Source organism: Aeromicrobium alkaliterrae, assembly GCF_039529015.1.
In the GTDB taxonomy this organism is placed as follows: Bacteria; Actinomycetota; Actinomycetes; order Propionibacteriales; family Nocardioidaceae; genus Aeromicrobium; species Aeromicrobium alkaliterrae.
Map to the genome: position 1 here is coordinate 193,706 of NZ_BAAAME010000002.1, position 11,620 is coordinate 205,325.

At 69.8% G+C, this 11,620-nt stretch carries 12 protein-coding genes; 8 read left to right on the forward strand and 4 right to left on the reverse strand.

Translation table 11 applies throughout. From position 1 onward, the window contains the following. The first annotated feature begins 34 nt into the window (after positions 1-34). The 4 genes from ABD127_RS01945 to ABD127_RS01960 all read left to right on the forward strand — a co-directional run bounded on the left by ABD127_RS01945 (position 35) and on the right by ABD127_RS01960 (position 2,070). A complete protein-coding gene (locus ABD127_RS01945; protein ID WP_344197158.1) occupies positions 35-376 on the forward strand; it encodes a DUF2200 domain-containing protein in 342 nt (113 codons plus the stop codon). Positions 377-389: 13 nt separating this feature from the next. Continuing rightward, entirely contained in the window at positions 390-722 is a 333-nt protein-coding gene (locus ABD127_RS01950) for a glyoxalase superfamily protein (protein WP_344197160.1), read from the forward strand. A gap of 197 nt (positions 723-919) precedes the next feature. Beyond that, on the forward strand, positions 920-1,417 hold the full coding sequence (locus tag ABD127_RS01955) for an S-layer homology domain-containing protein (RefSeq protein ID WP_344197162.1): 498 nt from the start codon (positions 920-922) through the stop codon (positions 1,415-1,417). Positions 1,418-1,539: 122 nt separating this feature from the next. Beyond that, positions 1,540-2,070: a helix-hairpin-helix domain-containing protein gene (locus ABD127_RS01960; protein WP_344197164.1), complete on the forward strand. Its 531-nt coding sequence runs from the start codon at positions 1,540-1,542 to the stop codon at positions 2,068-2,070. An 81-nt stretch (positions 2,071-2,151) separates the two neighbouring features. Here ABD127_RS01960 and ABD127_RS01965 read toward each other — a convergent pair whose 3' ends face one another. Beyond that, positions 2,152-2,481: a hypothetical protein gene (locus ABD127_RS01965; RefSeq protein WP_344197166.1), complete on the reverse strand. Its 330-nt coding sequence runs from the start codon at positions 2,479-2,481 to the stop codon at positions 2,152-2,154. A 9-nt stretch (positions 2,482-2,490) separates the two neighbouring features. Beyond that, complete coding sequence (locus ABD127_RS01970) at positions 2,491-3,750, reverse strand: YibE/F family protein (RefSeq protein WP_344197168.1); 1,260 nt, start codon at positions 3,748-3,750, stop codon at positions 2,491-2,493. A gap of 9 nt (positions 3,751-3,759) precedes the next feature. Between ABD127_RS01970 and ABD127_RS01975 the strand changes: the two genes are divergently transcribed. The 3 genes from ABD127_RS01975 to ABD127_RS01985 are packed head-to-tail and all read left to right on the forward strand — an operon-like array spanning position 3,760 to position 8,104. Next, on the forward strand, positions 3,760-4,545 hold the full coding sequence (locus tag ABD127_RS01975; protein WP_344197171.1) for a phosphotransferase: 786 nt from the start codon (positions 3,760-3,762) through the stop codon (positions 4,543-4,545). Next, positions 4,542-4,949, forward strand: a complete 408-nt coding sequence (locus ABD127_RS01980; RefSeq protein WP_344197173.1) for a cupin domain-containing protein — start codon at positions 4,542-4,544, stop codon at positions 4,947-4,949. Before ABD127_RS01975 ends, ABD127_RS01980 begins: the two co-directional genes overlap by 4 nt. A 59-nt stretch (positions 4,950-5,008) precedes the next feature. After that, positions 5,009-8,104, forward strand: a complete 3,096-nt coding sequence (locus ABD127_RS01985; RefSeq protein ID WP_344197175.1) for an IPT/TIG domain-containing protein — start codon at positions 5,009-5,011, stop codon at positions 8,102-8,104. Between the two features lie 4 nt (positions 8,105-8,108). Here ABD127_RS01985 and ABD127_RS01990 read toward each other — a convergent pair whose 3' ends face one another. Continuing rightward, the gene (locus ABD127_RS01990) at positions 8,109-9,452 is read right to left on the reverse strand and encodes an ATP-binding cassette domain-containing protein (protein ID WP_344197177.1); all 1,344 of its coding nucleotides are present in this window, start codon (positions 9,450-9,452) and stop codon (positions 8,109-8,111) included. Continuing rightward, complete coding sequence (locus tag ABD127_RS01995) at positions 9,436-10,302, reverse strand: ABC transporter permease (RefSeq protein ID WP_344197179.1); 867 nt, start codon at positions 10,300-10,302, stop codon at positions 9,436-9,438. Before ABD127_RS01995 ends, ABD127_RS01990 begins: the two co-directional genes overlap by 17 nt. A 124-nt stretch (positions 10,303-10,426) precedes the next feature. Between ABD127_RS01995 and glf the strand changes: the two genes are divergently transcribed. Continuing rightward, the gene (glf, locus tag ABD127_RS02000; protein WP_344199389.1) at positions 10,427-11,608 is read left to right on the forward strand and encodes a UDP-galactopyranose mutase; all 1,182 of its coding nucleotides are present in this window, start codon (positions 10,427-10,429) and stop codon (positions 11,606-11,608) included. Positions 11,609-11,620: the final 12 nt, after the last annotated feature.

Here is an 11,620-nt window from a genome sequence, read left to right on the forward strand (position 1 = left end):
GCGGGGCCGGCCGTCGGTCGCCTACCCTCGAAGGATGCACCGGATCTTCACGACCAGCGTCGCGTCGGTCTACCCCCACTACGTGACCAAGGTCGAGAAGAAGGGGCGGACGACCGCCGAGCTCCACGAGGTCATCGAGTGGCTGACCGGCTTCGACGAGAGCGAGCTGAACGCGCACCTCGACGCCGGGACGACTTTCCTCGACTTCTTCGCCGCCGCCGAGATGAACCCGAACGTCTCGCTCATCACCGGCTCGGTGTGCGGCGTGAAGGTGCAGGAGGTCGAGGACCCGTTGATGCAGAAGATCCGGTACCTCGACAAGCTCGTCGACGAGCTGGCCAAGGGACGCCCCATGGTCAAGGTCCTGCGCGCCTGAGATCCTCGAGCGCATGACGACCGCGGTCCCGATCCTGCGCATCTCCGACGTCGAGGTCTCGCTCGCGTGGTGGGCTCGGCTCGGGTTCGTCGAGGAGTTCCGTCACGAGTTCGAGCCCGGGCTGCCCCTGTTCATCGGTGTCGTGCGCGACGACTGCAGGGTCTACCTCTCGCAGCACGAGGGTGACGCGCACGGACCGTCGCTGGTCTACCTCTGGGTCGATGACGTCGACGTGGTCGCTGCCGAGCTCGGCGTCCAGGAGGAGGACATGCCGTGGGCCCGTGACTGCGAGGTCACCGACCCCGACGGCAATCGGATCCGGGTGGCGTCACCGCCCCGAGGCTGAGCCTCGAACTGAACGCTTGGTGAACAGCCGCGATAGCCCCACGCCCCCCAGGCCGAGGCCGCGGGCCTGAGCTCGTTCACCGACGTCCCCGACAACCACGTCTTCCTGAACGAGATCGAGTTCCTGGCCGACACCGGGATCACGACCGGCTACGCCGACGGCACGTTCCGCCCGGCCAGCCGGTCCTGCGTGAGCAGATGGCCGCGTTCCTGTACCGCATGGAGACCCTCTACACCGGCTCGGAGCCCGAGTTCTCGCTGCCGTCGACGTCGCCGTTCGTCGACGTCAGCCCCGGCCACGTGTTCTACAAGCAGATCGTCTGGCTCGCGGGAACCGGCATCACGACCGGCTACGCCGACGGCACGTTCCGTCCGAGCCAGCCTGTCCTGCGTGAGCAGATGGCCGCCTTCATCTGCCGTTTCGACCTGGCCCAGCCGTGCGCCGACGTCTCCGAGGACATCGGTGGCGATCCGTTCCAGGTCTTCGTCGACGTCCCGCCGGGTCACACCTTCTTCGACGCCATCTTCGTGATGTTCGCCGCCGGGATCTCGACGGGCTACGCGGACGGCACCTACCGTCCCTCCCAGCCCGTGCTGCGTGAGCAGATGGCGGCGTTCCTGACCCGATACATCAACCTGTGGTCCTCCTCGTCGACCGCGACGGACAAGCCCTCCCCGGAGGCGCTGATCCGCTGAGCCGGAACCGCTGAGAGCGCCTGCTCGTCGTCCCGGACCATCGGACGGCGGGCGGGCGCTCTCGTCTGCGTACGATCGACACGTGCCCATGATCGCGCTGAGGCCCCGCTAGCCTCGGGCGCATGACGAGCCTGACGCACGTGCGTACCGCCGTGAAGCGGCTGGACGAGGTTGAGTCGCTCACCGTGGGCGGGGAGTCCTACGCCGTCGACGGTGCGGTGTTCCTCGCGATCGCGGCGGCCCGCGACGCAGTGCTGCTGCACCTCCCGGTCGACGACGCGGCGAAGGTTGTCGCGGACATGCCGGGGGCGACCCAGCTCGACGGCGGAGCTGACGAGCCCACGGTCACAGTGCCGCTGGACGCGATGAACGGGATGCAGGCGAACGCGGTCATCGGTCGTGCCTGGGCGCATCGTGCGCCCGTGCGGCTCACCCAGGTGGGCGCTGCGGCGTCGGCCGTCGACGGTGACCTGCCACGGTCGATCGGCCGGCCCGCGACGTCGGCGCTCCACGGTGCCGGGATCGCGACGCTCGCCGACCTCGCGGGCCGGACGCAGGACGAGGTCGCGGCGCTGCACGGCGTCGGTCCGAAGGCGGTCCGCATCCTCACCGAGGCCCTCGCGGCCCGCCACCTCGAGTGGGCGGTGAGGTAGCGTCCACATGCGCCGGCGGAACGGACGCCAGGTCACCGCTCGGCGGCTCGAACGGACGCTAGGTCACCGCCCGGGGGTGGGTCAGTCGTCGGCGCGGGGCTCGGGGGCAGGTGTCGCGCGGAGCGTGACGCTGCGCAGGTGACCGTCCTCGTCGAACGTGGCCAGCTTTCCCGGCGGGTGGTCGTCGGCGGACGGCAGGACGGCTCCGGCCTTCTTCTGGCTCTCGAGGTCCTCGCGAGCATCACCGCGGCCGGGGCTGAAGATGTTCTCCACCAGGCCGAGACCGTTACCACCGGTGCCGAGGCCCTCACGGCCGCCGGGCTGGTCGAGCGAGCGCTGGAAGAGCCAGATGGCCAGCACACCGGCACCGAGGATGCCCCCGATCACGAGGACTGGCTCCAACCACGACATGCCCAAAGCCTACGCCGTGTCCGGTCGTCGCACCCGCCTTCCGGCGACCGGCTCCTCGCGCTCCTCCTCCTGCGCCTGCGGAGCCAGCCACACCGCGAACGCCGTCGTGACCGGCACGGCGAGCACGAGCCCGATCGCGCCGACCAGGGTCCGCACGACCTCCTGGGCGATCTCGCCGCTGGTCAGGACGTCGACGAGCCCGCGCTGGTAGGCGGTGATCAGCAGCATCACCGTCATCGCCGATCCCGCGTAGGCGAACACCAGGGTGTAGACGCTGGAGGCGATGTGGTCGCGGCCGATGCGCATCGCCGAGCGGAACAGGTCCCAGGCCGAGGCGAACGGCTGGAGGGCGCGCAGCTCCCAGACGGCGCTGGCCTGCGTGACGGTGACGTCGTTGAGCACGCCGAGTCCGGCGATGACCATGCTGGCCGCGACGATGCCCTGCATCTGCAGCTGCGGCACGGTGGCCAGGAGCAGCGCGTCGTCCTCGGAGGTCAGACCGGTCAGGTGCGACCAGTCGGTGCCGATCAGGCCTGCTGCGGCGGTGAACGCGATGCCGAACAACGTGCCGAACAGGGCCGAGGTCGTGCGTATCGAGATGCCGTGGGCGAGGTAGAGGACCGCGATCATGATGGCGGTCGACCCCACGACCGCGATGAGCAGCGGCGCCTGTCCCGACAGGATGCCCGGGAGCACGAACGTCATCAGCGCCACCAGCGTGACGCCGATGCCGGCGATCGCGAACAGGCCGCGCCAGCGACCGATCAGCACCACGAGCACCGCGAACACCAGCGCGAGCGCGGTGAGGGGGACGCCGCGCACGAAGTCACGGAACTCGTAGCCGTACGCCCCGCCCTCGATCTCGTACTGCACGAGGCGCACCTGGTCGCCCTCGGCGACCGTGCCCGCGACGAAGTTGGTGGAGTTGAGCTGGAACTCGGCGGTGTCGCCCTCGGCCGGGCCGCTGGTCACCTCCGCGGTGACGTTGGCGCAGTCGCCCGCCACGGTCGGCATGCTGTCGATGTCGACCTCGCCGGTGCTGCCGCAGTCGAACGCCTCGAGCCCGGTGACGGTCGCCTCGACGGTCGTCACCCCCTCAGCGCCGTAGGGGTCGACGTTGCGCGGGACGTCGTCGGAGGACGGCCAGAGCAGCACCATCGCGATGCCGGTCGCGACCGCGATCGCCGCGACGATGGCACCGAGGGTGCGGGCGAGCTGGGGGCGGGGCGGGCCCTCGTCGACGGGACCGTGGCCGTGGCTGTGTGACACCATGACAGCGTGCCACGTGATGACATCGGTTCCCACGAGCCCACGCCGGAGCACCTGCCCGGAGGCTCCGGAGGCGTGTGGAAGGTCGGCCGCACGGTCCGCCGCCCGACCGGGCCCTGGACCCCGGCGGTGCACGAGCTGCTGGGCTGGCTCGCCGACGAGGGCCTCGGCGGCATCCCGCACGTCAGCGGCCTGGACGACGAGGGGCGCGAGATCGTCTCGTACGTCGAGGGCCGCGGCGTCCCGGTCGACGACGAGGTCGTGCTCGACACGGTGCTGGTCGAGGCCGTCGCGTGGCTGCGGGACTTCCACGACCTCGTCGACGCGTACCGCCCGGACGGCCCCCGCAGGTGGCGGCAGACGGGGGAGGCACCGGTCGACCTCCAGCCCGGCCAGATCGTCTGCCACAACGACCCGGGCGCGTACAACTGGATCATCCAGAGCGGCCACTTCGTCGCGATGATCGACTGGGACCTCGCGGGTCCGGGCGACCCGATCGACGACCTCGCGTTCCTGTGCTGGACCGCGATCCCGCTCTACCGCGACATCGGGGCCGCCGAGACCGCTCGTCGTCTCGACCTCGTCGTCGACGCGTACGCCGAGTGGGGGCCCATGACGCTGCTCGACGCCGTCGAGCGCCGCATGACGACCGCCACCGAGCGCATCGCGGCCGGCATCGAGCGCGGCGACCCGGGCATGCTCAACCTGCAGACCAAGGGAGAGCCCCAGCGCACGCGTGACCGCGTGGCTGCATTCCGCGAGCGGCGTGCCGACATCGAGGCGGCCCTCGGATGACCGGTGACATCGAGCGTCTCGGTCTGGAGCGACACCCCGAGGGCGGCTGGTTCCGCGAGACGTGGCGCTCGCCGGTCGACGTGACGCTGCCGGACGGTCGGGTGCGGGCCACCGCGACGCTGATCCACTTCCACCTGCCGGCGGGGGAGTCCTCGGCCTGGCACGTCGTGGCCTCCGACGAGCTCTGGATCGCGCAGTCGGGCTCGGTCCGCCTCGAGCTCGCAGGTACCGGCGACCAGCCCGGCGCGGACGTCGAGACCCACAGGTGCGCGGTCGATGCCGAGCCGCAGGTGCTCGTGCCGGCCGGCGTCTGGCAACGCACCCTCCCGAGCGACGCCGACGCCCTCGTCAGCTGTCTCGTCTCACCCGGCTTCGACTTCGCCGACTTCCGCCTGGCCGACTAGGCCTCGAACAACGGGCGAAATCCCGATCCTGTGACCCTCGTGTGCGCTTTGATGGCGCCATGACGAAGAGGCTCGACGGTCGCGGACTGCTCGCCCTGGTGCTGGCAGCGACGTGCCTCGTTGTGCTCCTGGTCCAGCAGCAGTCGACGGCCGGGGACCAGCGCCCCGTCGCGTACACGCCTCCGTCGGTCTCGCCGTTCGTCGACGTGCGAGGACCCAGCACGGGGAACCCGCACACCTTCTACCGTGAGATCGCCTGGCTGGCGCAGGAGCGGATCTCCACCGGGTACGCCTCGCCGGCCGGCCCGGTGTTCGAGCCGGGTGCTCCGGTCCTGCGCGAGCAGATGGCGGCGTTCCTGTACCGCCTCGCGGGGGAGCCGGACGTCGTCCTGCCGGCGACGTCGCCGTTCGTCGACCTGCCCGCCTCGCACCCCTTCTACAAGCACGTCGTCTGGCTGCAGACCACCGGCGTCACGACGGGGTACGCCGAGGGTGCCGGGCGCTACTCGTTCCGGGGCTCGCAGCCGGTGCTGCGCGAGCAGATGGCCGCCTTCCTCTTCCGATTCCGCACCTGGGAGGACAGCGCGGCCCCGGCGGTCGCGTCCGGTCCACGACCGTTCGTCGACGTCCCGTCGAGCCACGCCTTCCAGCGCGAGATCCGGTGGCTCGCCTCGACGGGTGTCAGCACGGGCTACAGCGACGCCGCCGGGCCGACGTTCCGGCCCGCGAACCCGGTGCTGCGCGAGCAGATGGCCGCCTTCCTGTTCCGCTACGACGGCCTGGCGGACGACGAGGGCCCCCCGGCCTCGCCGTTGCCGGTCGTGACACGGCTGACCTCGATCCCGTCCTCCGGGAGCGGGCCGTCGTCGGTCGCGATCGAGGGCAGCAACTTCACAGGTGCGACGACCGTCACCTTCTCGGGCGTGCCCTCTCCCGCTTTCACGGTCGACAGCCCCACGGCCATCACGGCAACGGTTCCGGAGCTCACCGCCACGCAGGGCGTCGACGTCGTCGTGACGACCCCGGCGGGGGCCTCGTTGCCCGGGCTCCTCGACCTACCGGACTCCGGAGGAGCGTCGACGATCACCTCGATGTCGCCGACGTCGGGCATCTACCGCGGCGGCACCACGGTGACTCTCACAGGCTCGGACTTCGTCAACGTCGTGGCCGTCATGTTCGGAGACGTCGATGCGACGTCGTTCGAGGTCGTGTCCCCGACGAAGATCGTCGCCGTCGCGCCTCCGTCGCCTGGCGCTGGCCGGGCCACGGTGACGGTCATCACCCAGAGCACTTCGTCCAACGGCACCACCTGGCGCTTCACGTCCAACGGACTCGTGTTCTCGTACCGGCTGCCGGAGCCGCCCGTGGTCACGGCCGTCACGCCCGCTCGTGGCGAGGTCACCGGCGGCACGGTGGTCCGCGTCACGGGCAACTTCCTGACGGGAGTCGTCCAGGTCTCGTTCGGCGGACAGCCCGCGACGTCCGTCACGGTCGAGAGCCAGTACTCCGTCCTGGCCACGGCACCGCCCGCCTCGGCACCCGGTTCCGTCCTGGTCACCGTGAGCACGATCCACGCGACGTCACGCAGTTCGGCCGCGTTCGAGTACGTACCCGTCGATCCGCGACCCGTGATCACGACGACGGCGCTCCCGCCGGTCACGGCACTCGACGTCTTCGATCAACGACTGACGACGAAGGACGGCCGCCCGGGACGATGGGAGGTGACCGCAGGAGATCTGCCTGCCGGGGTGGCGCTCGTGGGGGACCGGGTGACTGGCGTCCCCACGCGGCCCGGGCTGTACGGGTTCACCACGACTTTCACCGACGAGCTCGACCAGACGGTCTCGGTCGACCTCGCCCTGCACGTCGGCACGCCATCCTGGATCTCCGGTCGCCCACCGAGCACGGTCACCCGGGTGAACGTGCCGCTGTCGGCACCGCAGGCACCGTTCACGAACGGATCCTCCTCGGTCTCGGACGACGGTCGGTGGGTCGCCTTCTCGGCGGCGGAGGACAACTACGCGATCGGGGACCAGCCACTGGGGATGCTGGACGTCTTCCTCCGCGACACGCTGACGGGATCCACCGTGCTCGTCTCGCGCACACCCCTCGGACTGTCGGGTAACCGGAGCTCGTACGAGCCGACGATCTCGGCCGACGGCCGGTTCGTGGCGTTCAACTCATTCGCGACCGACCTCGTCCCCGGCGACACCAACGGGCAGGAGGACGTGTTCGTGTACGACCGGGACGCGGCGACCGTCGAGCGGATCTCCCGCTCGGTCGGCGGGGGCCAGTCAGCAGGTGCCACGGGTGGCTTCGGCACGTCGATCTCGGCCGATGGTCGGTACGTCGTCTTCCCGTCGTCGGCGAAGGATCTCGTCGACGGCCCCCAGCCGACGACCGAGAACGTGTACCGCCACGACCGCCTCACGGGGGCGACCGAGCTGGTCTCGCTTCCGACGGGTGAGCCGGGCGGCGCGTTCCGCTCCGGGCTGTCCGGGGCGATCGCCGTCTCCCCGGACGGCCGGCACGTCGCCTACGGGACCTGGCGCACCATCACCTACGACACGAGGCAGGTCCTGGTCCGCGACATGGAGACGGACGAGGTCGAGACCGTGTCGCTCACGATGCACGGTGAGCCCGGCAGCGGCGGCTCGGGGACGTCCGACCTGGCGATCTCGGCAGACGGCCGTTTCGTGGTGTTCGACTCGACTGCGGCCAACCTGGTTCCCGGTGACACGAACGGCGCGACCGACGTGTTCGTCCGCGACCGGCTCAACGGGACGACGTCGCTCATCACGGTGTCGGTCTCCGGCCACGCGGCCAGCTCAGGGACGTCGCTGAGCGGCCTCGACGTGTCCGACGACGGAAGGTACGTCGCGTTCTCCTCGGCAGCACCCGATCTCGTCCACGCCGATGCCGGACGCACGTCGGACGTCTTCGTGCGAGACACGGTCACGGGCCTGACCGAGATCCACTCGACGACGGTGCCAGGCACCCCGGGCCCCCCGTCGAGCCGGGCATGGTTGTCGGCTGGCGGTGCTCTGTCGGGCGATGGCCGCTTCGTCGTGGTGCAGATGACGAAGTACCTCGTCACCGCGCCGATGGCCGAAGCCGTCGTCGACCTGCACGACCGAGGCGCTCCGGCGCCGTGAATTCTCAGCGCTCGGGGTGCCACTCGCGGTAGCGGTGCAGGAACACGACCGTGGCCTCGCGGGTCAGCGGGGTCTCGGGACGGAACTCCATCGTGCCGCGCGGGGCCTGCCAGCCGGCAGAGATGCCGGTCGAGGCGAGCCACTCGATCGCGGTCAGCTGCGGGTGGTCGAGCGGCACGTCGACGAACGTCGGCTTGCGCGGCAGGTCGTGCGCGGGCTCGCCGGCATGGCGGTGGAGCAGCGCGGCGAACTCGGCGCGGTCGACCGTGTGGTCGGGGCCCAGGTCGGCGACGCCCGCGGGGGCGAGACCGGTGGCGGCGAACCACTCGATCTCGGTCGCACGCGGGTGGGTCGCCGGGACGTCGGCGAAGGTCGGCGTGGCGGGCACCTCGAAGGCAGCGCTGCCCTCGAACCGGTGCAGCAGCTCGGCCAGCTCGGCGCGGGTGATCTCCTCGACCGGGCGGAACTCGCGTCGGTCGCCGACCTCGAAGCCCTCGGCGATGCCAGCGGCCGCGGCCCACTCGACCTCGTCGAAGAACGCGCGGGACGCGGGCACGTCGACGAACGTGGGAGCCGAGCCGCGCATCTGCTCGACGGCGTGCTTGGCCTCGCCGTCGAAGACGACCTTGCCCTCGCGCAGCAGGATGCCGCGGTCGCACAGCTTCGAGACCATGTCGAGGTCGTGGCTCACCACGACCAGCGTCGTGCCCACGGCCTGCAGCTCGCGGATGCGGTCGAGGCACTTGCGCTGGAACGGCTCGTCGCCGACCGAGAGGATCTCGTCGACGAGCAGGATGTCGACCTCGGTGTGCACCGCGACCGAGAACGCCAGCCGCAGGAACATGCCCGAGGAGTAGTGCTTGACCTCGGTGTCGATGAACTTCTCGATCTCGCTGAACGCGACGATGTCGTCGAAGCGGGCGTCGATCTCGTCCTTCGTCATCCCGAGGATCGCGGCGTTGAGGTAGACGTTCTCGCGCCCGGACAGGTCGGGGTGGAACCCGGCACCGACCTCGATCAGCCCGGCGATGCGACCTCGGATGCGGATCGTGCCGGCATCCGGACGGAGCACGCCGGAGATGAGCTTGAGCAGCGTCGACTTGCCGGAGCCGTTGAACCCCAGCAGCGCCACGGACTCGCCCGACTCGATCGCGAAGTCGACCCCGCTCAGCGCGTCGAACGTCGAGGAGATCGTCTTGCCGCGCACCATCGCGACGACCGACTCCTTGATCGAGTGGGTGTGGCGCAGCTTGAACGTCTTGCGCACCTCGGCGACGGCCACGGCCGTGCTGTCGGTGACCTGGACGGCGCCCGGGGAGGAGGTTCGTGCCTCAGAGATCTTGGGCAAAACGACCCTCCAGACGGTGGAAGACGAACTGGCCGGCCGCGAGCACGATCAGCGACGAGAGCAGGCCGATGCCGGCGTACACCCACGTGTGCGGGGCGACCGTGCCGCTGCCGGTGGTCGGCTCCCAGAAGCCCTGGTGCATCAGGTTGACCGCCGAGGTCACCGGGTTCAGCTGGTAGAGGGTGAACAGCCAGTCGGGGACGACGTCCTTGACCATGCTCCACTGGTAGAGCACCGGCGACGCCCACGGCGCGACCATGACGATGAGCTCCACGAAGTTCTGCGAGTCGCGGTACGAGACGTTGGCCGCGCCGAACAGCATGCCCAGGCCGAGCGCGAAGATCATGATGATCGCGATCGCCAGCAGCACGCCGAGCGCCTGTGCCACCGTCGGCGTCCAGCCGACGCCGACGCACACCAGCAGCAGGATCACGACCTGCGGCAGCAGGTTCACGATCGCGACGAAGATCGTGGCGACGGGGAACAGCTCGCGCGGCATGAAGATCTTCTTGATCAGCGGCCCGTTCTCCACGAGCGAGCGCGTCGAGTTGATGAACGCCTCGCTGAAGAAGTTGACCAGGATCAGGCCCGAGAACAGGTAGATCGGGTAGTTCTCGATCGTGTCGTTGAGCCGCAGGAAGACGCCGAGCGCCAGGAAGTAGACCGTGAACAGCGCAGCCGGCTTGACGAACGACCATGCCCAGCCGAGCACGGAGCCGCGGTAGCGGACCTGCACGTCCTTGCGGGTCAGCAGCTGGAGCAGGTACCTCCGGCGGACCACGTCGACCAGGCCGAACCCGCGTCCCGGATCGACCATCTCGGGCACCGGGTCACCAGCGCGAAGCGGCACGTGCTCTCCTTCGGGTCAGACGCCTCCAGCGCCCAGACGGTCGGAGTGAGTGTAGCCCCGAGCGCTCCGGTAACGTTGATGGCTGCGTGGCCCGTCGTCGTCTGAGCAAAAGGGAACTCTCGTGGTGAATGCTGATCTGCTGATCGTCGGTTCCGGCTTCTTCGGCCTGACGATCGCCGAGCGTGCTGCCGAGCACGGCCAGAAGGTCGTGGTGATCGACCGGCGCTCGCACCTCGGAGGCAACGCCTACAGCGAGTTCGAGCCGGAGACCGGCATCGAGGTCCACCGCTACGGCGCCCACCTGTTCCACACCTCCAACGAGCGCGTGTGGGAGTACGTCAACCGGTTCACCGCGTTCACGAGCTACGTCCACCGCGTCTACACGGTCCACAAGGGCGAGGTGTACCCGCTGCCCATCAACTTGGGCACGGTCAACCAGTTCTTCCGCTCGGCGCACTCGCCCGACCAGGCTCGTGCGCTGCTGGCCGAGCAGGCCGGCGAGTTCGAGTCGGGATCGGCGTCGAACCTGGAGGAGAAGGGCATCAGCCTGATCGGGCGCCCCCTCTACGAGGCGTTCATCCGCGACTACACCGCCAAGCAGTGGCAGACGTCGCCCACCGAGCTGCCGCCCGAGATCATCAGCCGCCTGCCCGTGCGCTACACGTACGACAACCGGTACTTCAACGACACCCACGAGGGCCTGCCGGTCGACGGCTACACCGCGTGGCTCGAGCGCATGGCCGACCACCCCAACATCGAGGTACGCCTCGACACCGACTTCTTCGACGACTCCCACGACGCCAGCAAGGCCGCGACGCTCGGCAAGCTGCCGATCGTCTACACGGGCCCCGTCGACCGCTACTTCGACTACTCCGAGGGCCACCTGTCGTGGCGCACCCTCGACTTCGAGGAGGAGGTGCTCCCGGTCGGCGACTTCCAGGGCACCTCGGTCATGAACTACGCCGACTCGGACGCCGCGTACACGCGCATCCACGAGTTCAAGCACTTCCACCCCGAGCGTGACTCGCCGAAGGACAAGACCGTCGTGATGCGGGAGTTCTCGCGCTTCGCCGAGGGCGACGACGAGCCGTACTACCCGGTCAACACCCCCGAGGACCGCGAGATGCTGCTGGCCTACCGCCAGCGCATCGAGGGCGAGCCGCAGGTGCTGTTCGGCGGCCGCCTGGGCACGTACCAGTACCTCGACATGCACATGGCGATCGGCTCGGCGCTGTCGATGTTCGACAACCAGCTGCCCGAGCTGATCCCTGCGCTGAACGACGTCACGCCGGCGAGCAAGGCGTGAGCGAGCGCCAGC